The organism is Nonomuraea sp. NPDC054003 (assembly GCF_055585125.1).
In genome coordinates this window covers 433,385-455,938 of sequence record NZ_JBVJKR010000004.1, presented here as the reverse complement: position 1 = coordinate 455,938, position 22,554 = coordinate 433,385, and the positions used below count along the sequence as shown (strand labels likewise).

General features: G+C 71.7%; 22 protein-coding genes and 1 riboswitch. Of the genes, 5 read left to right on the top strand and 17 right to left on the bottom strand.

Annotated elements, in window-relative coordinates:
• Positions 1 to 138 precede the first annotated feature (138 nt).
• The 12 genes from gcvP to ACZ6YG_RS12630 form a co-directional block, all read right to left on the bottom strand.
• Entirely contained in the window at positions 139 to 2,970 is a 2,832-nt protein-coding gene (gene gcvP / locus ACZ6YG_RS12685) for an aminomethyl-transferring glycine dehydrogenase (RefSeq protein WP_466018050.1), read from the bottom strand.
• A gap of 154 nt (positions 2,971 to 3,124) precedes the next feature.
• Positions 3,125 to 3,216, bottom strand: a riboswitch (glycine riboswitch).
• A 51-nt stretch (positions 3,217 to 3,267) separates the two neighbouring features.
• Entirely contained in the window at positions 3,268 to 3,888 is a 621-nt protein-coding gene (locus tag ACZ6YG_RS12680; protein WP_148031962.1) for a MerR family transcriptional regulator, read from the bottom strand.
• 148 nt (positions 3,889 to 4,036) lie between these two features.
• Complete coding sequence (locus tag ACZ6YG_RS12675; protein WP_148031963.1) at positions 4,037 to 4,507, bottom strand: bifunctional nuclease family protein; 471 nt, start codon at positions 4,505 to 4,507, stop codon at positions 4,037 to 4,039.
• Between the two features lie 106 nt (positions 4,508 to 4,613).
• Complete coding sequence (gene ftsR / locus ACZ6YG_RS12670) at positions 4,614 to 5,240, bottom strand: transcriptional regulator FtsR (RefSeq protein ID WP_148031964.1); 627 nt, start codon at positions 5,238 to 5,240, stop codon at positions 4,614 to 4,616.
• 23 nt (positions 5,241 to 5,263) lie between these two features.
• Positions 5,264 to 5,776, bottom strand: coding sequence for an FHA domain-containing protein (locus tag ACZ6YG_RS12665; RefSeq protein ID WP_466018049.1), 513 nt, complete (start codon positions 5,774 to 5,776; stop codon positions 5,264 to 5,266).
• Between the two features lie 257 nt (positions 5,777 to 6,033).
• Complete coding sequence (locus ACZ6YG_RS12660; protein WP_219544407.1) at positions 6,034 to 8,535, bottom strand: mannose-1-phosphate guanyltransferase; 2,502 nt, start codon at positions 8,533 to 8,535, stop codon at positions 6,034 to 6,036.
• 3 nt (positions 8,536 to 8,538) lie between these two features.
• Positions 8,539 to 9,120: a CDP-alcohol phosphatidyltransferase family protein gene (locus tag ACZ6YG_RS12655; protein ID WP_261808589.1), complete on the bottom strand. Its 582-nt coding sequence runs from the start codon at positions 9,118 to 9,120 to the stop codon at positions 8,539 to 8,541.
• Between the two features lie 63 nt (positions 9,121 to 9,183).
• Positions 9,184 to 9,945: a GNAT family N-acetyltransferase gene (locus ACZ6YG_RS12650; protein ID WP_466018048.1), complete on the bottom strand. Its 762-nt coding sequence runs from the start codon at positions 9,943 to 9,945 to the stop codon at positions 9,184 to 9,186.
• A 63-nt stretch (positions 9,946 to 10,008) separates the two neighbouring features.
• Positions 10,009 to 10,602 carry a phosphoribosylanthranilate isomerase gene (locus ACZ6YG_RS12645; protein ID WP_466018047.1) on the bottom strand — a complete coding sequence of 198 codons (594 nt, stop codon included), beginning with the start codon at positions 10,600 to 10,602 and terminating at the stop codon, positions 10,009 to 10,011.
• A 10-nt stretch (positions 10,603 to 10,612) separates the two neighbouring features.
• Positions 10,613 to 11,038: a hypothetical protein gene (locus ACZ6YG_RS12640; protein WP_148031970.1), complete on the bottom strand. Its 426-nt coding sequence runs from the start codon at positions 11,036 to 11,038 to the stop codon at positions 10,613 to 10,615.
• Between the two features lie 56 nt (positions 11,039 to 11,094).
• A complete protein-coding gene (locus ACZ6YG_RS12635; protein WP_466018046.1) occupies positions 11,095 to 11,793 on the bottom strand; it encodes a response regulator in 699 nt (232 codons plus the stop codon).
• Positions 11,790 to 13,391: a sensor histidine kinase gene (locus ACZ6YG_RS12630; protein WP_261808590.1), complete on the bottom strand. Its 1,602-nt coding sequence runs from the start codon at positions 13,389 to 13,391 to the stop codon at positions 11,790 to 11,792. The genes ACZ6YG_RS12635 and ACZ6YG_RS12630 overlap by 4 nt, the downstream gene beginning before the upstream one ends.
• Before the next feature lie 129 nt (positions 13,392 to 13,520).
• On the opposite strand from ACZ6YG_RS12630, the gene ACZ6YG_RS12625 reads away from it, so the two are divergent.
• Both ACZ6YG_RS12625 and ACZ6YG_RS12620 read left to right on the top strand, forming a co-directional pair.
• Positions 13,521 to 14,138 (top strand): class I SAM-dependent methyltransferase, encoded by a 618-nt coding sequence (locus tag ACZ6YG_RS12625; protein WP_148031972.1) that lies wholly within the window; start codon positions 13,521 to 13,523, stop codon positions 14,136 to 14,138.
• Positions 14,138 to 15,319 carry an acyl-CoA dehydrogenase family protein gene (locus ACZ6YG_RS12620; protein WP_219544403.1) on the top strand — a complete coding sequence of 394 codons (1,182 nt, stop codon included), beginning with the start codon at positions 14,138 to 14,140 and terminating at the stop codon, positions 15,317 to 15,319. The genes ACZ6YG_RS12625 and ACZ6YG_RS12620 overlap by 1 nt, the downstream gene beginning before the upstream one ends.
• Before the next feature lie 142 nt (positions 15,320 to 15,461).
• On the opposite strand, the gene ACZ6YG_RS12615 is transcribed toward ACZ6YG_RS12620, so the two are convergent.
• From ACZ6YG_RS12615 to ACZ6YG_RS12605, 3 genes are read right to left on the bottom strand one after another with little or no spacing between them, the layout of a single operon-like run.
• Complete coding sequence (locus tag ACZ6YG_RS12615) at positions 15,462 to 16,241, bottom strand: enoyl-CoA hydratase/isomerase family protein (protein WP_219544402.1); 780 nt, start codon at positions 16,239 to 16,241, stop codon at positions 15,462 to 15,464.
• Positions 16,238 to 17,152 carry an alpha/beta hydrolase gene (locus tag ACZ6YG_RS12610; RefSeq protein ID WP_466018045.1) on the bottom strand — a complete coding sequence of 305 codons (915 nt, stop codon included), beginning with the start codon at positions 17,150 to 17,152 and terminating at the stop codon, positions 16,238 to 16,240. Before ACZ6YG_RS12610 ends, ACZ6YG_RS12615 begins: the two co-directional genes overlap by 4 nt.
• A 9-nt stretch (positions 17,153 to 17,161) precedes the next feature.
• Complete coding sequence (locus ACZ6YG_RS12605) at positions 17,162 to 17,863, bottom strand: gamma-glutamyl-gamma-aminobutyrate hydrolase family protein (RefSeq protein ID WP_466018044.1); 702 nt, start codon at positions 17,861 to 17,863, stop codon at positions 17,162 to 17,164.
• 488 nt (positions 17,864 to 18,351) lie between these two features.
• On the opposite strand from ACZ6YG_RS12605, the gene ACZ6YG_RS12600 reads away from it, so the two are divergent.
• A complete protein-coding gene (locus ACZ6YG_RS12600; protein ID WP_219544399.1) occupies positions 18,352 to 19,470 on the top strand; it encodes a globin domain-containing protein in 1,119 nt (372 codons plus the stop codon).
• Here ACZ6YG_RS12600 and ACZ6YG_RS12595 read toward each other — a convergent pair whose 3' ends face one another.
• A complete protein-coding gene (locus ACZ6YG_RS12595; RefSeq protein WP_187281192.1) occupies positions 19,471 to 20,262 on the bottom strand; it encodes a helix-turn-helix domain-containing protein in 792 nt (263 codons plus the stop codon).
• A 135-nt stretch (positions 20,263 to 20,397) separates the two neighbouring features.
• Between ACZ6YG_RS12595 and ACZ6YG_RS12590 the strand changes: the two genes are divergently transcribed.
• Both ACZ6YG_RS12590 and ACZ6YG_RS12585 read left to right on the top strand, forming a co-directional pair.
• Positions 20,398 to 21,477, top strand: coding sequence for a WD40/YVTN/BNR-like repeat-containing protein (locus ACZ6YG_RS12590; RefSeq protein ID WP_466018043.1), 1,080 nt, complete (start codon positions 20,398 to 20,400; stop codon positions 21,475 to 21,477).
• A 3-nt stretch (positions 21,478 to 21,480) separates the two neighbouring features.
• Complete coding sequence (locus ACZ6YG_RS12585; protein ID WP_148031980.1) at positions 21,481 to 21,789, top strand: ubiquitin family protein; 309 nt, start codon at positions 21,481 to 21,483, stop codon at positions 21,787 to 21,789.
• A 9-nt stretch (positions 21,790 to 21,798) separates the two neighbouring features.
• Here ACZ6YG_RS12585 and thyX read toward each other — a convergent pair whose 3' ends face one another.
• A complete protein-coding gene (gene thyX / locus ACZ6YG_RS12580) occupies positions 21,799 to 22,527 on the bottom strand; it encodes an FAD-dependent thymidylate synthase (RefSeq protein ID WP_148031981.1) in 729 nt (242 codons plus the stop codon).
• Between the last annotated feature and the right edge of the window lie 27 nt (positions 22,528 to 22,554).

Sequence of the window (22,554 nt, the reverse complement as noted above, 5' to 3'; positions counted from 1 at the left end):
GCCCCGAGCCTAACGAGTTCTCGCGATCATGTCTGCTCGGTTGACCCCATCGGTCTGGCTGACGCCCGATTGGTCCGAAATGCCCCCTCTGGAACGCGAACAGGCCCGGCCGCGCGGGCCGGGCCTGGACCGCCGTTGTCAGTCCTCGTACGCCTCCAGAGGCGGGCAGGAGCACACCAGGTTACGGTCGCCGTACGCCTGGTCGATCCGCCGCACCGGCACCCAGTACTTGTCCTCGCGCAGCGACGGCACCGGATAGGCCGCCTCGCTCCGCGCGTACGGGTGACTCCACTCGTCGGCGGTCAGCGCCTCCGCGGTGTGGGGGGCGTTCCGCAGGGGGTTGTCGGCCGGGTCGTACTCGCCGGAGGCCACCTTGGCGATCTCCGCGCGGATGGCGACCATCGCGTCCACGAACCGGTCCAGCTCGGCCAGGTCCTCGCTCTCGGTCGGCTCGATCATGAGCGTTCCGGCGACGGGGAAGGACATGGTGGGCGCGTGGAAGCCGTAGTCGATGAGCCGCTTGGCCACGTCGTCGACGGTGACGCCGGTCTCCTTGGTGATCTGCCGCAGGTCCACGATGCACTCGTGGGCGACCAGCCCGCCCCTGCCGGTGTAGAGGACGGGGTAGTGCGGGGCGAGGCCGCGGGCGAGGTAGTTGGCCGACAGGATGGCCTGCTCGGTCGCTGCGGTGAGGCCGTCACTGCCCATCATCCTGATGTACGCCCACGAGATCGGCAGGATCCCGGCGGAGCCGTACGGAGCGGCAGAGACGGGCCCGACGGGAGAGCCGTCGCGCAGCGGGTGGCCGGGCAGGTAGGGGGCGAGGTGGGCGCGGACGGCGACCGGGCCGACGCCGGGCCCGCCGCCGCCGTGCGGGATGCAGAACGTCTTGTGCAGGTTGAGATGGGAGACGTCGGCGCCGAACTCGCCGGGCTTGGCCAGGCCGACGAGCGCGTTGAGGTTGGCCCCGTCGACGTACACCTGGCCGCCGGCGTCGTGCACCTTGGCGCAGATCTCCGTGACGGTCTCCTCGTAGACGCCGTGCGTCGACGGGTAGGTGACCATGATCGCGGCCAGCCGGTCGCGGTGCTTGCCGATCTTCGCGTCGAGGTCGGCCAGGTCGACGTTGCCGTCGTCGTCGCAGGCCACGACCACGACCCGCATGCCGGCCATGACGGCGCTGGCGGCGTTGGTGCCGTGGGCGGACGACGGGATGAGGCAGACGTCGCGCCCGGTGTCCCCGTTGGCGCGGTGGTAGGCGCGGATGGCCAGCAGCCCGGCGAACTCGCCCTGGGAGCCGGCGTTCGGCTGGATGGAGACCTTGTCGTAGCCGGTGACCTCGGCGAGCCAGTCCTCCAGCGTGCGGATCAGCTCGCCGTAGCCGAGCGCCTGCGCCTCGGGCGCGTACGGGTGGATGCCGGCGAACTCGGGCCAGGTGATGGGCTCCATCTCGGTGGTCGCGTTCAGCTTCATCGTGCAGGAGCCGAGCGGGATCATCGAACGGTCGAGCGCGATGTCCTTGTCCTGGAGCCTGCGCAGGTAGCGCAGCATCGAGGTCTCGCTGTGGTGGGTGTTGAACACCGGGTGGGTGAGGAAGTCCGACTCGCGCAGCAGGGAGGACGGCAGCGCGTCGTCCACGGCGTCCAGGGCGGCGTCCGCGCGGTCGACGCCGAAGGCCGCCCACACCTTGGCGAGCTCGGCGGCGCCGGTCTTCTCATCGCAGGCGATGGAGACGTGGTCGGCGTCGGCCTGCCACAGGTTGACGCCGCGCTCGGCGGCCGCGGCGACGATGCCGGCGGCCCGGCCGGGAACGCGGGCCAGCACGGTGTCGAAGAACTCGGCGTGCACGACCTCGACGCCGCCCTCGCGCAGCCCCGCGGCGAGCGCGGCGGCGTGCCGGTGCACCCGCCGGGCGATCCGCCGCAGCCCGTCGGGCCCGTGGTAGACGGCGTACATGCCGGCGATGACCGCGAGCAGGACCTGCGCGGTGCAGATGTTGCTGGTGGCCTTCTCGCGGCGGATGTGCTGCTCGCGGGTCTGCAGGGCCAGCCGGTACGCGGCCGCGCCGTCGGCGTCGACCGACACCCCGACCAGGCGGCCGGGCATCTGGCGCTGCAGTCCCTCGCGTACGGACATGTAGGCGGCGTGCGGCCCGCCGTAGCCGAACGACACGCCGAACCGCTGGGAGGAGCCGACGGCGATGTCGGCGCCGAGCTCGCCCGGGGCGGCCAGGAGCGTGAGCGCCAGCAGGTCGGCGGCGGCCACGACCAGCGCGCCGGCCTCGTGCGCCCGCTCGGCCACGGCGCGGAAGTCGCGCAGCCGCCCGGACGCGCCGGGGTACTGGACCAGCACGCCGAAGCATTCGGGCAGGTCGCCGGTCAGGTCGCTCTCGACGAGCTCGATGCCGAGCGGTTCGGCGCGGGTGGCCAGCACGGCCTTGGTCTGCGGCAGCGTGTCGGCGTCCACCACGAACACCGGGCTCTTGGCCTTGCCGGCGCGGCGTGCCAGCGTCATGCCCTCGGCCGCGGCGGTGGCCTCGTCGAGTAGGGACGCCCCGGCGACGGGCAGGCCGGTGAGGTCGGAGACGACGGTCTGGAAGTTCAGCAGCGCCTCCAGCCGGCCCTGCGAGATCTCCGGCTGGTACGGGGTGTAGGCGGTGTACCAGCCCGGGTTCTCCAGGAGGTTGCGGCGGATGACGGCGGGCGTGACCGTGTCGTGGTAGCCGAGGCCGATCATGGAGGTGAGCACCTGGTTGCGGCCGGCGAGGGCGCGCAGTTCGGCGATGGCCTCGGCCTCGCTCGCGGCGGCCGGCAGTTTGAGCCGGTCCTTGGCCCTGATGGCCTCGGGCACGGCCACCGCGACCAGGTCCGCGACCGATTCGAAGCCGACGGCCTCGAGCATGCGCTGCTGCTCGGCCGCTGAGGGCCCGATGTGCCTGCTGGAGAACGGCGGTGCTGACAGGTCGGTCATGGAGATGCCTCCCGAGGCTGTGGAGACCGGCGCTGGGCGCGGGCGTATGCCGGATCTCCCCCTCTGTCATGGCGACCTGAGAGCTTCACCCCGCTACGGGGCTTGCACCGTCGGTGAAGTGCGCCTGGCGGACGCACCTGCTTTCCAGAGTTGCCTCACCCGAGCGGTACGGGCGCCTGAGAGATTCCGGGGAGGGTTGCTCCTTCGGCGCCCCGGCGGTGCCGGGGACTCTCCCGCACGGGGTCGTCAGCATGTCCTAGATTACAGCCTCGACCCTAATTGGGGTGGTACGGGGCGTCACCCGATGCGGCGCGCGCGCCGCCGCCGGGCCAGTTCGTCAGCGGGATGGTCGGCCGGGACGTCGTCCACGACCGCCGCCCGTTCCCCCGGCAGCTCCGCGAGGGATCCTTCGACCTCGCGCCAGACCCGGCCGAGCGCTATGCCGAACACGCCCTGACCGCCCTGGAGAAGGTCGATGACCTCGTCGGCCGAGGTGCACTCGTAGACGCTGACGCCGTCGCTCATCAGCGTGATCTGCGCGAGGTCGGCGACCCCGCGGTCGCGCAGATGCTGGACGGCGGTGCGGATCTGCTGGAGGGAGACTCCGGTGTCGAGGAGCCGCTTGACGACTTTCAGGACCAGGATGTCGCGGAAGCTGTAGAGGCGCTGGGAGCCGGAGCCGTGCGCGGCTCTTATCGTGGGCTCCACCAGGCCCGTGCGCGCCCAGTAGTCGAGCTGCCTGTAGGTGATGCCGGCCGCCGCGCAGGCTGTCGGCCCGCGGTATCCGATGTCGTCCGGCAGCGTGGCAGGCTGCTCGTCGAAGAGCAATCCTTGTTCTCCGGCACGCTGCCGCGCACTCTCGCGCCGCACCGGATCTTCCTGGCCGGCCGTCTTTCCCTCGCCGCTGCTGACCGCCACGCGGACCTCCGGCTTTCTCTCATCCCGTGGCCTCATCTGGGGGTTCGTAAAAGGTCGACCACGGGTTTCACTTGCACCGTAGGACCGTGACCATGCTCAGTCAACGATCCGGCTCGGCGCGTCGTGAAGCGTAAATGCACTGAAATACCTACCCCGCCCGGCCGAAGTCCTCGGGTGAGATCGTGTCAAGGAACTCCCTGAACTTCTCCACCTCGTCCTCCTGGTCGTCGGGGATGATCACACCGGCCTCCTGGACCACCTCCTCGCTGGCGAAGATGCGGGCTCCGGTGCGGAGCGCCAGCGCGATCGAGTCGGAGGGCCGGGCGCTGACCTCCACGCCGTTGGAGAACACGAGGTCGGCGAAGAAGATGCCGTCACGCAGAGCGACGATGTTGACGGCGCGCAGACCCACGCCGAGCGCGCTCAGCACGTCCCTGAAAAGATCGTGGGTGAGCGGCCGGGGCGGCGGCTCGTCGGCCTGTGCCAGCGCTATGGCCGTCGCTTCGGTCATGCCGATCCAGATCGGCAGGAACCGCTCCCCGTGTGCCTCCTTGAGCAGAACGATCGGCTGATTGGTGGGCATTTCTACCCGAACGCCCACTACCTCCATCTGCAACACGGGCTGCTCCATATTCGACTGGCCGGTGGCCCGGCTCAGGTCATCGCTGGTCCGCTTCTGCATTTCAACGTAACACCCGCCGAGCCCTGAATGTCCCGCAGGCCGCTCATCGGCCCAGAACGCCACGAACCCCCGTACGCAGCAGGGCGGCATGGAGGTCGAGCAGGAGCGCCGACAGCTCCCTGGCCGCTTCGTCGGCCTCACCGATCGCGCCGGGCTTGCGGCGTTTGAGTATGGGCGCGACCGTCTGCTCGACCAGACCGGCCTCCCGCTCCGCCGCGGCCTTGACGGCGCGCAGATGACGGGCGTGCAGGCCGAAGCGGGCCAGCCCGCCCACGGCCCGGGCGATCTTCAGCGCTTCCTCGTCGTAGCGCCGGGCGACCGGCGCCAGCAGCCCGTAATCCTCCAGCTCGGTGAGCGTCTCCTCGTCGAGCCCCGCGGACTCCAGCAGCTCGGCCCGGGTGAGCTTGACCTCCTGCTTGTCGTGCAGCGCGCGGGGGCGGCCGAAGCTCTCGGCCATCTTGTCCTTGATCACGCGCAGCGGGAGGTAGTGGTCGCGCTGCTCGGTCAGGATGTAGCGCAGCTGCTCGACGTGCAGGTGGGTGAACTTGCGGAAGCCGGACGGGGTGCGCTCCGGCTCGATCAGCCCCTCGCCCTCCAGGAAACGGATCTTGGAGATCGTGACGTCGGGGAACTCGCCCTGCAGCAGGGCGAGCACCTCCCCGATGCTCATGTGCGAGCGTGCCGCCTGTGAGCTCATGCGCCGACGGGGGTCCGCATCAGGAACAGCAGCCGGAACTTGCCGATCTGCACCTCGTCCCCGGAGTGGAGCGGGACCTCCTCGATGCGCTCCCGGTTGACGTAGGTGCCGTTGAGGCTGCCCACGTCGCGCACCGAGAACTGGCCGCCGCGATGGCGGTAGAACTCGACATGACGGCGCGAGACCGTGATGTCGTCGAGGAAGATGTCGCTCTCCGGGTGGCGGCCGGTGGTGGTCAGCTCCTTGTCGAGCCTGAACCGGCTGCCCTGGTTGGGCCCCCTGGTGACGGTGAGCAGCGCCGCGCCCGGCGGGAGCTGCTCCACCAGCGCCCGCTCGGCCAGCAGCATGTCGCCGGTCTCAGCCTCGTACGCCTCTATTCCCGCGACAGAGATCGTCGATGTCGTGTCCCCGGAGACCTCGGGTCTGGTCAGCTGGGTCCCACAACGGGAACAGAAACGGGCATCCTCGGGGTTGGCATGCCCGCACTGCGTGCAGTAGACGCTCGGCATCGATCGGCTCGGCCTCCTACCGCGAAGTCGCGGCAACGGTGCTCGGGGCGCGCCTCGCTTCGCTCTTCACGTTTTGGCGAATGCCGCAACTTACGCTGATCAGCGGCAAAGGTCAAGGCGGGGCGCTGGACGACAGGTTCGGACGCTGACAAAGTTACAACCGCCCCTACCTGAAGGTCCATGCCGCCGCGCGTCTTAACATTACGATCTTGCGGTCCTTCCAGACAAATCGTGGACAGGATCCGGCCTGTTATGGATCATGTCGCCTGCTCGACCACCTGGGCCCAGCGTTCGAGCAGGATCTGCGCGGTGTCGACGTCCGACGCCTCCGCCCACAGGTCGGTCGCCGGTTCGGTGGCGGCGGGCAGGATGAGCACCCAGCTGCCGTCGTCGCCGACCACCCGCACCCCGTCGGTGGTGTCGATCCGGTGACCGTCGCCGCTCGACTCGGCCGCCTCGATGACCGAGCGCATCACCGCCCCCTTCGCCGCCCACTGCGTCGGGATCGTCCGCTTGAGCAGCTTGGCCTCGGGGATCCTGGCGTCGATCTGGCTGAGCGAGAGCCGGGTGCGGGCCACCAGCCCGAGCAGCCGCATGAACGCGGCCAGCCCGTCGATGGCCGGGCTGAACTCGGGCACCACGAAGCCGCCCCGCCCGTCGCCGGCGAAGATCATGCCGGGGTCGCCGGCGGCCGAGGTGAGCGCGTCGACGGCGGTCGAGGTCCACCGCACCTGCACGCCGTGGAAGCGGCACACCTGCTCGGCGACCCGGGTGGTGGTGACGGGCAGCGCCACCTGCCCGCCCCTGCGCTCGGCGGCCACCAGGTCGAGGACCACCAGCAGCGCCCGCTCCTCGCTGATGAGCTGGCCCTGCTCGTCCACCAGCGCGATGCGCTCCCCCACCGGGTCGAACCTGACGCCGAAGGCCGCGCGTGAGGAGCTCACGAGCTCCGACAGCCGCTGCAGGTCGCGCCGGCGCTCGGCGATCGTCTCGGTGGGCGACAGGTCGTCCAGCACCGCGTTGACGGTGAGCACCTCGATCCCGGCCCGGCCCAGCAACCGCGGCAGCACCAGCGAGGAGGTGCCGCCCGCGCAGTCTGCCACCACCTTCATCCCGCGCACGCCGGTCATGTCGACCCGGCCCAGCAGCTCGTGCGAGTAGTCCTCGACCGCCCTGGCCGGAAAGGTCAGCTCGGCGATCTCGCCGGGGAAGGCGCGGCGGAACTCCTGCCGGGAGAAGACCCGCTCAAGCTTGCGCTGGGCGCCGGGGGGCAGGTCGGCGCCGCGGTCGTCCATGATGACGATGTCCACGCTCTGCGGGTCGCCGGCGGTGGTGCGCAGCGTGATGCCGCCCGCGGCGGTGCCCCTGGCGGTGTGGAAGCGCGCCACCGGCAGCGGCGCCGCCTCTAGGTCGTGGACGTTGATCGCGCTGGCGTTGAGCGCGCCGATCACGGCCCGCTTGAGCGCCCTGGCGGCCAGCGAGGAGTCACGCGAGGTGACGACGTATTCGCCCTTCTTCAGCGTGGTGGCGTACGCGCTGGCCAGCCGGACGCAGAGCTCGGGCGTGATCTCGACGTTGACCAGCCCGCTGACCCCGCGCGGGCCGAACAGGCCGCGCTGGCCGCGCGACTCCCAGATGACGCTGGTGTTGACGACCGCGCCGGCCTCGATGGTCTTGAACGGGTAGATCTTGACCCCGCTGGAGACGTACGCCTCGGCCTCGATGACGCACTCGTCGCCGATGATCGCGTTCTCCTCGATGCGGGCGCCGCTCATCACGTCGGTGGCCTTGCCGATCACGCAGCCGCGCAGGTGGGTGCCGGGGCCGAGGTAGACGTTGTCGTGCACGATCGCGCGGTGCAGGAAGGCGCCCTCGCGCACCACCGCGTTGTTGCCGAGCACCGTGTACTCGCGGAGTTCGGCGCCGGCCTCGACCTTGGCGTACTCGCCGACGAACAGCGGCCCCTTGAGCACGGCGTCCGGCTCGACCGAGGCGGAGCCGGCCACCCAGACGCCGGGCGACACCTCGAAGCCGCCGATGTCGAGCCTGACCTTGCCGGACAGGGCGTCGGCCTGGGCCTTGCGGTAGCTGTCGTGGCTGCCGACGTCCTCCCAGTAGCCGTCGGCCACGTAGCCGTAGATGGGGGCGCCGCGCTCCAGCAGCCTGGGGAAGACGTCGGCCGACCAGTCGGCGGGCTCGCCGGTGGGGACGTCGCCCAGCACCTCGGGCTCCATGACGTAGATGCCGGTGTTGACGGTGTCGGAGAAGACCTGGCCCCAGGTGGGCTTCTCCAGGAAGCGCTGCACCCGCCCGGCCTCGTCGACGATGACGATGCCGAACTCGAGCGGGTTCGGCACCCGCTTGAGCCCGATGGTGACGAGCGCCCCCGTGTCGCGGTGGAAGCGGATCATGTCGGTCAGGTCGATGTCGGTGAGCGCGTCGCCGGAGATGACCAGGAAACGGTCGTCACGCAGCCGGGCGGCGGCGTTCTTCACGCTCCCCGCGGTGCCCAGGGGCACGTCCTCGGTCGCGTACTGCAGGCGCATGCCGAGCTCGTCGCCGTCGCCGAAGTAGTTGCGCACCAGCGCGGCCAGGAACTGCACCGTGACCACGGTCTCGGTGATGCCGTGCCGTTTGAGCAGGCGCAGCACATGTTCCATGATCGGACGGTTGACCACGGGGAGCAGGGGTTTGGGCTGGTTGGCCGTCATCGGCCGCAACCGGGTGCCTTCGCCGCCCGCCATGACAACCGCCTTCACCGCTCACTCCTTCGTGGTCGCGGTCACGAGCCGGCGCACCTGTAGCACGTACAACACGCCTGCCCACCAGTAGAGGCCCGTTCCCCACAGCGCGAACGCCCACCCGACGATGCGGGCCACTTCGGCATACCACCCCGTGTGGGAGGCAAGGAAGAGGAGAGGGAAGGCATACATGAGGTTAAACATGGCGGCCTTGCCCAGGAAATGCACCTGAAGTGCCCGATATCCATGCTTGCGGAGTACAGGGAAGGAACAGGCGACGAAGATTTCCCTGGCCAGGATCACGGCCACCAGCCACCACGGGATGATCTCCCGCACCAGCAGCGCCACGATGGTCGCGAACACGTACAACTTGTCCGCGGCCGGGTCGATCAGCCGCCCGAGCCTGCTGGTCTGGTTGAACGCGCGAGCGATCTTCCCGTCGAGCCAGTCGGTGAACCCGGCCACCGCGAGCACCCCGAGTGCCCACCCGTCGGCCCTCGGCCCCAGAGCCAGCCACAGGAACACGGGCACGCCAAGGAGACGCAGGAAGCTCAGCAGGTTGGGAACCGTCCAGATTCGGTCCTCGGCGGAAGTTTCACTCACGCCCCAGACCCTACTGCGCGAACTTCCGGCCCAGCGGGGCCGCATCCGGCCAAGCTCCCGCCGTCAGGCGCGGACGAAGTCGTGCGTGCGGCCGATCTCCGCGAATCCGAGGCGGGCATAGAACTCCCTGGGCCAGTCGCCCGCGTCGGCCACCAGGAACACCAGCCCGGCCGCCGCGGTGGCCTCCGCCAGGAGTGAGAGCATCAGCGCGCGTGCGTGCCCCCTGCCCCGATGCGGGACGGCGGTCACCAGGTCCTCGATCTGCGCCACGCCGTCGTGGACGTACAGGTCGGCGCGGGCGGCGATCTCGCCGCCGGAGGTCCGCACGCCGCGGAACCCGACCCGGCCGGCGCCGCGCAGTCTGGTCTCGGCCCGCCGGGCGAGCTGCTCGATCACCTCGTCGCCGGCGTCCGGCAGCGTCTCGCGCCAGGTCTCGCGCAGCACGGGCAGCAGCACCGCCAGGGAGAGCTCCTCGGCGTGCGGGACGCGGGGCGGGTCGCCGCGGTAGGCCATGAGCACGTTCTCCTCGTGCCGGTAGCCCGCCGCCGCGCACGCGGGCGAGAACTCCCGGCCGAGCCGGTCGTCGTGCACGCACACCATCCGGTGGCCGCGCGCCCCCAGCACCTCCTCCGCCGCCGCGAGCACGGCCCGCGGGTCCTCGCCGTGCCACACGACGAGCTTGTTGTCGTCGTACGAGGCCGCGTAGCGATCGTCGAGCACCCCGAAGCCACCGGGCACCGGCACCACCCGCGGCGCCCGCCGCCGCGCGAACCCGCGCAGGAACTCCCGCGCCCGCTCGCCGCTCTGTAAGCGTTCCCCGGACATCCCGTCGACTCCGTTCCCCATGGCGCTCCGAGAGCGCGCGTCATCTCGCCCTGAGAGGGCGCGTCAGGAGGCGGCGCGGGCGGCGTCGACGAAGGCGGCGATCAGCGCCGGGTCCTTGACGCCGGGAGCGGTCTCGACGCCGCTGGAGACGTCGACCCCCCACGGGCGGGCGGCGGCGATCGCCTCGGCGACGTTGGACGGCGCCAGGCCGCCCGCGAGCAGCCACTGTCCCGAAGGGCGGCCGCGGACGGCCGACCAGTCCCACGGCTCGCCGGAGCCCGCCCGGGGCGCGTCGACGATGAGCATGCTCTCGTCGAAGGCGCCGCACCGCAGGTCGGCCCGCGCGTCGACGGCCCTGATCAGGGTGCGGCCGAGGTCCTTGAGCGCGGTGAAGTCGCCGTGCGGGTGGTGGCCGTGGAGCTGGACGGCCCGCACCCCGGCGGCGAGCGCCGCGGCCCGGACCGTGGCGGGGTCCTCGCCGCGGAAGACGCCCACGGTCAGCACCTCCGGCGGCACCAGGGCCCCCAGCTCGGCGGCCCGGTCGGGCGTGATCCGGCGCGAGCTGCTGGTCAGCACGAAGCCGATGGCGTCGGCGCCGGCCTCGACGGCGGCGGCCACGTGGCCGGGGTCGGTCAGGCCGCAGATCTTCACGTACACAGGAACGAGGTTAGCGGCGGCGGGACGCTCCCGGCGACCACGACCAGATGAGCAGCGCGGTGGCGAGCCCGGACATGACGATCCCGTTGGGCAGGTGGGCGCCGAGCATCTCCCAGGTGAAGTGCTGGCCCATCCCCGCGACGAACAGCGCGAGGCTGGCCAGGGCGGGCCAGCCGGCGCCGCGGCCGGGCCGCCACACGAGCACGGCGAAGACGATCTGCAGGAGCCCGACGAGGTGGACGAGCATCCCGGCCATCACGTGGGGCTCGGCCATCGCCCCGTCGGTGGCGACCGACTGTCCGGCGAGCGAGCCGGCCACGACGAGGCCCGCCGCCTGGGCGATGATCGTCAGCCGCAGCGCGTACAGCAGGCCGGCGTTGACCGGCTTGACGGGGGCCGAGGCGGGCGGGCGCTGGAAGAGATCCGTTTCTGACATGTCCGCAGTCCTTTCGATCGAGGACCAAGGATGCGCGCCGGGCCCGCCGGCGGTCGTCAGCCTGCCGGGCTATCCTGCCCTCCGCCGCGCGGCGGACGTACGGGGCGGAAGGACGCGTCGACGAGGCCGCTGCGGTGCGCGACCACGGCGGCCTGGATGCGGTTGCGCAGGCCGAGCTTCTCCATCGCGGAGGCGACGTGGGTCTTGACGGTGGTGACGCCGACGTGCAGCTCCTCGGCGATCTCGGCGTTGGACAGGCCGGTGCCGACCAGGGCGAGCACCTCGATCTCGCGCTCGGTGAGCCCGCGCGGGGCGGCCCCGGCGGACTGCTCCTCGGCGGCCAGGAAGCGCTCGACGACGCGGCGCAGCACCGACGGGGCGAGGAGCTGCTCGCCGGCGTGGGCGCGGCGGACGGCGTCGACCATGCGCGCCGGCTCGTCGTCCTTGACCAGGAAGCCGACGGCGCCGGCGCGGAGCGCGGCGTGCACGTTGGCGTCCTCGGCGAAGGTGGTGAGCACCACGATGCGGCTGGCCGGGCGGGCGGCGAGCACCCGCTTGATCGCCTCCAGGCCGTCGACCCTGGGCATGCGCAGGTCCATGAGGATGACGTCGGGCAGGTGGCGCTCGGCCAGCCGGACGGCCTCGGCGCCGTCGTCGGCCTCGGCGACCACCTCCATGTCGCCGTCGGCCTCCAGCAGCATCCGCACGCCCGCCCGGACGAGCACCTGGTCGTCGGCGACCAGGACACGGATCACGAGACGCTCCTGGCCGCGGGCAGGCTGGCGGCGAGCAGCCAGCCGCCGTCCTCGTCGGGACCGGCGCTGAGGGTGCCGCCGAGGGCGCGGACCCGCTCCCGCATGCCCGCCAGCCCGCGCCCGGAGGAGGGCAGGCGCTCGATCGTGGTGGGCGGGCGGCCGTTGTGGATCTCGACGCCGACGCCGTGGCGGTCGGCGCTGACCCGGACGCGGACCTCGGTGCCGGGTCCGGCGTGTTTGAGCACGTTCGTGAGGCCTTCCTGGACGATGCGCGCGGCGGAGGCGCGGGCGACGAGCGGGGCGTGGTCGGTGCCCCGGTCGAGTTCGAGATCCACCGCGAGGCCGGCGGCCGTCATCCGCTCGGCGGACTCGCGGATCACGTCGTTGGGGTCGGCGAGCAGGCCGGGCTGCCGGTCGGGGTCGCGTAAGAGGTCGATCAGGCCGCGCAGGTCCTCCAGCACCTGGTGGCCGGTCTCGCGGATGTCGGTGAGCGCGTCGGCGACCGGGCCGTCGGGGGCGGTGTAGCGGGCGGCGCCGGCCCGCAGCACCATCGCGCCGACGTGGTGGGCGACGATGTCGTGCACGTCGCGGGCGATGCGCTCGCGCTCGGCGAGCTGGTCGGCGCGCATCTGGGCGACGGTGAGCCGGGTGGACTCGCGCACCCGCAGCCGCTCGGCCGCGGCGGCGGCCTGCTTGACCCCGAGGTAGCGGCCGATCGCGACCGGGGTGAGGACGAGCGCGCACACGACGGCGGCGCGGAAGAACGTGGTCTCGGTGTCCGGGCCGACGACGGCGACCCCGGCCAGCAGGCAGGTCGCCAGGTAGGCGGCGGCCGTCCACCCCCAGGAGGCGACCCGCATGGCGAACACGCCGAGGGCGATGAGGAGCAGCACCAGACTGGTGTTGACCACCTGGGGGAGGTAGGTGTCGGCGAGGACGACCAGGATGCAGTGGAACAGGAAGACGAGCCCCGGCATGCGCCTGGCCACGCCGAGCGCCAGCCCGGCGGCGACCGCGAGCACGCCCGTCATCCAGGCCGGCTGGGGCCCCGAGTGCCAGCTCGTCCAGGTGCTCAGCATGGTGTAGGCCAGGCCGCCGGCGGCGAGCAGCACGTCGGGGGTGACGTCGCGGTGCTCCAGCTCGCCCACCGGGCCGCGCAGGTAGCCGCCGACCACCGCGGGGAAGATCGCGACGCCCGCGCAGTAGAGCCCGGTCCTGAGCGAGAAGGGGGCACCGGGGTCGACCAGGTTGACGGCGGTGGCGACGCCCGCCGCGGCCATGGCCACCGCGATGGAGCGCCAGCGCTCCCGGTAGGCGGTGAGCCCGACGGCGACCAGCAGCAGCATCTGGGCGGTGTTGGAGCTGTAGGCCCCCATCTGGTCGGTGAGGACGAGGGCGCCCGCGAGCCACAGCGCGGCCACGAGCGGCCGGCGCCGCACCAGCCCGAGGGGGACGCCGACCAGCAGCGCCAGGGGGACGATCGTGTACTGCGGTGCGAGCTCCCCGAGCCGCGCCTGACCGGACATCAGCAGGTCCAGGCTGACGCCCGCGGCGGCGAGGAGCAGGTCGAACGGCACACCGCGCCAACGCCAGCTCATGGCACCCAAGGTATCGAGCGGGGCCTTCCGGACAGTCCTCCCGGCGGAGGATGCCTCCTCCTCCAAGTGGCCGATTCTTCGTCCCCCCGGCGGAGACGCGCATGGGATCCGGACCCTTACCTTTGAGTCATGTCCAACGACACCACGCTGCTTCTGCGCCAGTTCCTGCGTTCGCCCGCCACGATAGGGGCGCTGGTGCCCAGTTCGCAGCGGCTGGCCGCGGCGGTGTGCGCGCCGGTGCCCGAGCGCGGCGAGCCGACCGTGGTGGAGCTGGGGCCGGGCACGGGCCCGTTCACCGCCGAGATCCAGCGCAGGCTGGGCGGTCGCGGCCATCATCTGGCGGTGGAGCTCAACGAGACGATGGCCGCGCTGCTGGCCGAGCGCTTCCCCGCCGTGGACGTGGTGAACGGCGACGCCGCCAAGCTGTCCGCGCTGCTGGCCGAGCGCAACCTGGGGCAGGCGGACGTGGTGGTCAGCGGGCTGCCGTGGGCGGCGTTCCCGAAAGGGCTGCAGCTGACGCTGATGGGCGCGGTGACGTCGGTGATGAGCCACGCGGGCGCGTTCACCACCTTCTCGTACGTGCACGCGATCCCGCTGAGCCGGGCGCGGCGCTTCCGGACGCTGCTGGCCGAGCGGTTCGAGGAGGTGGTGGCCGGGCGGACGGTGTGGCGCAACGCCCCTCCGGCGTTCGTCTTCCACGCGCGCAGGCCTCGCCCGCGAACAGAGCTTTCTTCTACCATGGACTGATGGATTTCACTCTCCCGGAGAGCGCGCTCGCGGTTCAGCGTGGCATCGCCGACATCTGCGCCCGCTACGACCTCGACTACTGGCAGCGGTGCGAGAGCGAGAAGCGCTGGCCGCAGGAGGTGTGGGAAGAGCTCGGCAAGGGCGGCTGGCTGGGCCTGGCGGTGCCCGAGCGCTTCGGCGGCGGCGGGCAGGGCCTGCTGGAGCTGGCGGTGGCGACCGAGACGATCTCGGCGTCCGGCGCGGCGGGCGGATCGGCCTTCACGTACGTGCTCACGCCCGGTTTCGGGGCGCTGACCCTGACCCGCCACGGCACCGACCGGCAGCGGGAGGAGCTGCTGCCGCGGCTGGCCACCGGCGAGCTGGAGACGTGCTTCGCGCTGACCGAGCCCGACGCGGGCTCCAACTCGCTGGCGATCACCACGTCGGCCCGCCGCGAAGGCGACGAGTTCGTGATCAACGGCCAGAAGATCTGGATCACCGGCGTGCAGCGGGCCGCCTGGATGCTGCTGGTCACCCGGACGGTCCCGGCGGCCGAGGCCAGGCCGCGGTCCCACGGGCTGACGGTGTTCCTGGTGAACGTGCCGGAGGCGGTCGCCGCCGGGCGGCTGTCGTTCCAGCCGATCCCCAAGATGGGCGCCAACACGACACCGTCCAACATGGTGTTCATCGACGACCTGCGGGTGCCGGCCGCGAACGTGGTCGGCGAGGTCGACCAGGGCGCGGCGGTGCTGTGGGACATACTCAACCCCGAGCGCGTCCTGCTGGCGGCCTCCGCGCTGGGCGGCGCCGAGGTGGCGCTGCGGGTGGCCGTGCAGTACGCCAAGGAGCGCGAGGTCTTCGGCCGGCCGATCGGCGCCAACCAGGCGGTGGCGTTCCCGCTCGCCCAGGTGAAGGCGAAGATCGAGCTGGCCCGGCTGATGATCTACAAGGCGGCGTGGTCGTTCGACCGGCGCCTGCCGTGCGGCACCGAGGCCAACATCGCCAAGCTGACCGCCTCCCAGGCCGCCTGGGAGGCCGCCGACGCCGCTTTCCAGACGCACGGCGGCATGGCGTACTCGCTGGAGTATCCGGTGGCCCGGCTGCTCGCCGACGCCCGGATCGGGAGGGTGGCACCCGTGACCGAGGAGCTTCTGCTCAACTACCTCGCGACGCAGGTGCTCGGCCTCCCGCGCGGTTTCTGACCGCCACCCGGCGCTGACCGCGGCGGGCCGCTGCTTCGTCCCCCGAGGCGGCGTTCTCGGCCCCGGCCGACAGGCTCGCCGTGCGGTCTGCCATGCGTTCCATGCCTTGGCGACTACCCCGGCCACGGCGCCGAAACCCCCCTCAGGTGAAGCGGGGCGGACGCTTCTCGCGCAGCGCGCGGAGCCCTTCGGCGGCGTCGGGGCCGGTGAAACCGAGGAACTCCATGGCGAGCGAGGCGTCGAACGCGGGCCCGGCCATCCGCAGCCAGTTGTTGAGCGCGTACTTGGTGAGCCTGATGGCCTCCTGCGAGCCCGCGGCGAGCTTGACCGCGATCTCCATGGCGGTGTCGTGCACGGCGTCGTCGTCGACGCAGAGGCTGACCAGGCCCATCTTCTCGGCCTGCTCGCCGGTGACGGGCTCGCACAGCAGCAGGTGGTACTTGGCCTTGGCCATGCCGCACAGCAGCGGCCAGATGATGGCGGCGTGGTCGCCCGCGGCGACGCCGAGCCGGGTGTGGCCGTCGATGATGCGCGCGGTGCGGCCCGCGACCGAGATGTCGGCGAGCAGGGCGACGGCCAGCCCGGCGCCCACGGCCGGCCCCTGGATGGCCGAGACGACGGGCTTGGCGCAGTTGAGCACGTTGTAGACGATGTCGCGGGCCTCGGCGAAGACGCGCAGCCGGGTGTCGTGGTCGCGGGTCATCTCCTCGATCATGGACAGGTCGCCGCCGGCGGAGAACGCCTCGCCCTCGCCCCGGATGACCACGGCCCTGACGGAGTCGTCGCGGTCGGCGTCGCGCCAGATCTCGGCCAGCTCGCGGTGGCCGGTGCGGTCGACGGCGTTAAGCCTGCGCGGCTCGCTGATGGTGATCCGCAGCACGCCGTCGGCGGGGGTGTCGGTCTTGAGCCGCTCGTAGGTCACAGCGACTCCTTGAGCCGGGCGGCGATGTACTCGCGGGCCTCGGCCGCCTGGTCGAACAGCCGCGGCAGGGCGAAGAAGCTGTGGACCGCGCCGTCGAAGCGGCGCAGCTCGACCGGCACGCCCTCCTCGGCGAGCCGGGCGGCGTAGCGTTCGCCCTCGTCGCGCAGCACGTCGCACTCGGCGGTCACCACGGTGGCGGGGGGCAGCCCGGCGCATGAGGCCAGCCGCAGCGGCGACAGGCGCGGGTCGCCGGGGTCGGCCCCGGCGGCGTACTGGCGCAGGAACCAGGCCGACTCGGCGGCGTCCAGGCCGTAGCCCTCGGCGAACTCGCGGTAGCTGGGGGTGTCCATCAGCGCGTCGAGCATCGGGTAGACCAGCACCTGGTGGGCCAGGCGGAGCCCGGCGTCGCGGGCCTGCCAGGCCGCCACCGCGGCGAGGTTGCCGCCGGCGCTGTCGCCGATCACCGCCACCTTGCCGTCGCACTGGTAGAAGGCGGGCCGGGCGAAGACGTCGCGCACGACGGTCCAGGCGTCGTCGGCGGCGGCCGGGAACGGGTGCTCGGGCGCGAGCCGGTAGTCGACCGAGACGACCACGGCGCCGGTGCGGATGGCCAGGTCGCGGCCGAGTGCGTCGTTGCGCTTGACGCTGCCGAAGACGAACCCGCCGCCGTGGAAGTAGACGACGACGGGCAGCGGCTCGTCGCCGCGGTCGGCGCGGTAGATGCGGATGGGCACGCCCTCGGCCGTCTCGTCGCGGACCGAGGGCAGCTGCGTGAGCGGCCCGCGCTGGGCCGCGAGGCCGTCGACGGCGCGCATCTCCCGGATCCGCTCCAGATCGAGCGTGGCCGGGTCGACGCCCAGGTCAGACGGGTAGGCGGCGATGTACGCGCGTGCCTGGGGATGCAGCGACATGATCGAAGCCTAGCGGGCCGCCTCCACGAGCGCATCGAACAGGCCGTTGCCCTTCCCGCCGTCGCCGGTCTCGCGCTCCGGGTGCCACTGCACGCCCACGCCGAACCGGTGGCCCTGCAGCTCGATGCCCTCCACGATCTGGTCGTCCGCCCAGGCCACGGCCAGCAGCCCGGTGCCGAGCCGGCGCACCGACTGGGTGTGCGGGGCGACGGCCTCCACGTGGTCGCCGACGGCCTTGCCGAGCTTGCTCGACACGCTCACCTGGATGCGGTGCGGGGCGCCCGGCTCGTTGTGCCGCTCGCTCTCCAGCATCTCGGGCAGCCACGGGATGAGGCTGCCGCCCTGGGCCACGTTGAGCACGTGCATGCCGCGGGCGATGCCCAGGACGGGGATGTCGGCCTGCACGGCGGCCCTGGCCAGGGCCAGCTCGAACCGGTCGCGGTGCGGCTGCGGCTCGGGGGCGCGCGGGTCCTGCTCGTCGCCGTAGGCGGCCGCGCCCACCTCGGTGCCGCCGGTCAGCACGACGCCGCGCAGCCCGCTGACGTAGGCGGCGATGGCGTGGGAGTTGATCGGCGGCAGCACGACCGGCGCGCCGCCGGCCCTTTCGATCGCTCTGGCGTACGAGGGCGGGGAGAGCACGGCCTCCCGTACGTAGTCATCCCAGCGGGCGGCTTCGAAGTAGGCGGTGACGCCTATCAGCGGTCGGGACATGCGATCTCCAGGGGAGCGTTGTGCAGGGGTGGCCTGGGGCGCAGGCACATGCCCCATCATGGCGCACACCATTTCGGTTATGTCGCTTGTCCCACAAGTCTCCTGGGGGCTGCCCGTCTGGAGCCCGCCGTCCGGTCCCGCGGCGGGGTGGGCGGGGTGAGCCGGAGCAGGGCGGCGGGACGGGCAGACCGCCCGGCAATCCGCCCAAATCCCGAAATTTCATTATGAAAGGCGAATACAATTCCTATTCGCGTTCAATACTCGAAATACAGCCCCGGCAAGATGGGGAAAATAATGTGACCGTTACTGAAAGTTCAGATGTGCACCTCATTGGGTGAATCGGTTGTGAGGTTACAGAGGCGGTGTAACACTGGATTTCGAGCGATCGGATGTGCCGGGGCATACCGGACGCTCGTCACCCGGAGCCGCCAGGGAGGTGGGACGACACGACCGGAATAACTTTCCGGCCAATAGGACGGGTTGGGTATATGTCATTGAATCCGCGCCTGGTCAAGGAGAGCTTCTCCATCATCGAGCCGGTGGCCGACAAGGCGGCCGCCTACTTCTACGGCAGGCTGTTCGCGGAGAGCCCGCACCTTCGCGGGATGTTCCCGCCGGCCATGGACGTGCAGCGCGACCGGCTCTTCAGCGCGCTGGCCCGCATCGTGTGGAGCGTCGACAGCCCGGAGAGCATGCGCTCGTTCCTGGGCCAGCTGGGGAGGGACCATCGCAAGTACGGAGTGGTCGCCGAGCACTACACCGCCATCGGCAGCGCCCTGGTCGCCACCGTCCGGCGCTTCGCCGCCGACATCTGGAACGCCGAGATCGAGGCCGCGTGGGTGTCGGCGTACACCGCCGCGGCCAATCTGATGATCGAGGCGGCCGAGGCCGACGCCGGGGTCTCCCCCGCCTGGTGGCTGGCGGAGGTGCTGGACCACGAGCGCCCCCACGACGACATCGCGATCCTCACCCTGCGCCCCACCCAGCGGCTGCCGTTCACGCCGGGCCAGTACGTCAACGTGCAGACCTCACGCTGGCCGAGAGTGTGGCGGACGTACTCGATCGCGAACGCGCCGCGCCCGGACAACGCGCTCCGGCTGCACGTGCGCGCGGTGCCCGGCGGCTGGGTGTCCACCACGCTCGTCCGCGACACGCGCATCGGCGACACGGTCATGCTCGGGCCGCCGATGGGCACCATGACGCCGCCCGAGCGCGGCGTGCGGGACCTGCTGTTCGTGGCCGGCGGCACCGGGCTGGCACCGCTGAAGGCGATCATCGAGCAGGTGATCGCCTCCGGCTGCCGCCCTTCCATGCACCTGCTGTTCGGCGCGCGCACCTCGGCCGAGCTGTACGACCTTCAGGACCTGATCCGGCTGGAGTCCTCGTTCCCGTGGCTGCGGGTGCTGCCCGTGGTGTCGGACGAGCCTGGCTACGAGGGGATGCGCGGCCGCCTGCCGGACGTGACCCGCCGCTTCCACTCCTGGGCCGAGCACGAGGTGTACGTGTGCGGGCCGCCCTCCATGGTCACCGAGACCGTACGCAACCTGCAGGCCGACGGGGTGCCGCCGGCGCGCATCCACCGGGACGTGGTGCACGGCGAGCGGTGATCAGCGGAACGCCGCCGCGGTCTCGTCGTCGGCCGGCCAGAACGTCTCGATGGCCAGCTCGGAGACCGTCACCTCCACGGGCGTGCCGAAGGTCGCGATCGTGGTGAACATGGACAGCACGCGGTCGCCGTGCCTGATCCGCAGCGGCAGGAGGATGTCGCCGGGGCCGGGCACGTGCGCCACGTTCAGGTCCACCCCCGGATACCGGTAGGCGGCCAGCTCGTCGTGCAGCTCGGCCAGCCGCCCGTCGCCGGACATCTCGGCCTGCCTGCGCAGCCGGTGCAGCAGGTGGGCGCGGACCTCGGCCAGGTTCAGCAGCCGCCCGCCCATCGCCTCCGGGTGCAGCGACAGCCGCATCACGTTGACCGGCTCCTCCAGCAGCTCGGCCGGGACCCCCGCCATGAACATCCCGGCCGCCGGGTTGGCCGCCACCAGGTTCCAGGCGGCGTCCACGACCAGCGCCGGGTACGGCTCGTGCCCGGCCAGGATCGTGTCGAGCGCCTGCCGTACGACGTGCATCTCGGGCGCGCGCACCGCGCGCTCGGCGAACACCGGCGCGAACCCGGCCGCGATCAGCAGCCTGTTGCGGTGCCGCAGCGGCACCTCCAGCTCCTCCGCCAGCTTCATCACCATCTCCCTGCTGGGCCGGGCGCGCCCGGTCTCCAGGAAGCTGATGTGCCGGGCGGAGACGTCCGCCTCGATCGCCAGGTCGAGCTGGCTGACCCGGCGCCGCTGCCGCCACGATCGCAACAAATCACCAAAAGCCTCTTCTTGTACGGCCACAGCTCCCATGTCCCGATACGTTAGCGACAAAGGGGGAAGTGCCACGATTACCTGGCAGGTAATCGTGCGGCAAATCTCCCAGTACTCGGCGAGCCGGTCAGCCGCGTGGCACGATGGCGGCATAGCGACCATGGGAGCGATGCCATGACAGACGCAGTGCTCGCGATCGGCACCCGCAAGGGCCTGTTCCTCGCCCGCTCCACCGCCGCAGGCGCGTTCCGCGTCGAGCCGATCGCGTTCTCCACCGTCGGGATCCACTCCGTGGCGATCGACACCGGGGGCGCGGCTCCCCGCCTGCTGGCCGGCATCGAGTACGGGCACTTCGGCCCCTCGGTCATGTACTCCGACGACCTCGGCGGGACCTGGCGGGAGTCCGAGAGCCCGCCGATCGCCTTCCCCGAGAAGACCGGGACCACGCTCACCCGCGTCTGGCAGCTCACGCCCTCCCCGTCGGAGCCCGGCGTGGTGTGGGCCGGCGTGGAGCCGGGCGCGCTGTTCAGGTCGGAAGACGGCGGCGTGACCTTCAGCCTGGTGGAAGGCCTGTGGGAGCACCCGCACCGGCCGCGCTGGCAGCCGGGCGGCGGCGGGCTGTGCCTGCACACGATCATCCCGCACCCGTCCGACCCGCGCGTGCTCGGCGTGGCGATCTCCACCGGCGGCTTCTACCGCACCACCGACGGCGGCCTGTCGTGGGAGGCGGCCAACCAGGGCATCCGCGCCCCGTTCCTGCCCGAAGGTCAGCAGTATCCGGAGTTCGGCCAGTGCGTGCACAAGGTGGCGATGGAAGCGGGCCGGCCGGACCGGCTGTTCCTGCAGCACCACTTCGGCGTCTACCGCAGCGACGACTTCGGCGGCTCCTGGCACGACATCGGTTCGGCGCTCCCCTCCGACTTCGGCTTCCCCGTCGTCACGCACCCGTCGCGCCCCGGCACGCTGTACGTGCTGCCGCTGCACGCCGACATGGACCGCACCCCGGTCGGCCACCGCTACCGCGTCTACCGCAGCACCGACGCCGGCGGGTCGTGGGAGCCGCTGGAGCGCGGCCTGCCCGAGGGGCCGGTGCACGCGAGCGTGCTGCGCGACGCGATGGCCGCCACGGAGGCGGGCCTGTTCTTCGGCACCCGCGGCGGCGAGGTCTACTGGTCGGCCGACGACGGCGCGAGCTGGTCGCTGGTGGCCTCCCACCTGCCTGACGTGCTGACCGTGCGGGCGGCGGTGCTCTGAGCCATGGCCCGTCCCGTGATGCTGGTCGTGTTCGTGCTCCCCGCCGCCCTGCGCAGGTGGGTGAGCGGCCGTACGGAAGTGAAGGTGTTCGCGGTCGGGCCCGACCGCGACTCGCCGCCCACCCTGGGCGCGGCGCTCGACGTGCTGCGCCGCACCCACCCGCTGCTGGAGGAGCGGATCAGGGACGAGTACGGGCGGATCCGCCGCCACATCAACATGGTCGTGTGCGGCGAGAACGCCCGCGGCCTCGGCAGCCTCGACTGCACGCTGCCGCCGGGCGCGGAGGTGTACGTCATGCCCGCCCTGGCCTGACCCGCTCGATCAGGGGCAGACGCGGCCGTTGGCCTCGAACGCCGCGTGCGTCAGCGGCATCAGCCCGGCCCACAGCGACTCCATCTTCTCGGCCACCATCTCGATCTCCCGCTGCGGGAACGACGGGAAGGCGGAGTCGTCGCGCCGCACCCGGAGCGAGAGGAAGTTCATCAGGGCGCGGGCGTTGCAGGTGGCGTACATCGAGGAGTAGAGGCCGACCGGCAGGACGGTCCGGGCTACCTCGCGGGCGACCCCGGCCTCCAGCATCTCCAGGTAGGCGCGGTAGGCCTGCCGGTAGCTCTCCGTCGTCGCCTCGGTCACCACCTTGTGCTGCTCGGGGGTGCCCTCGCGGAACACGTACTTGCCGGGCTTGCCTTCCTGCACCAGCTTGCGGTCGGGGCCGGGCACGTAGAAGACCGGCACGAGCTGACGGTATCGGCCCGACTCCTCGTTGTAGGAGAAGGTACGGTGCCGCATGAACTCGCGGAAGACGAAGATCGGCGCGCTGACGTAGAAGGTCATGGACGAGTGCTCGAACGGCGTGCCGTGCCTGTCGCGCATGAGGAAGTTGATGAGGCCCTTGGACCGCTCGGGGTCGGCTTCGAGCTCGGCGAGCGAGCTCTCCCCCTTCGTGGAGACCCGCGCCGCCCAGAGCACGTCGGCGTCCGACGCGGCGGACTTGACGAGCTCCACGTCCATGTCGCCGCGGAACGTGATCTCAGGTTCGGCGCTGCCCATGGGAACCCCCCGGTCGGTTCAGTGGTG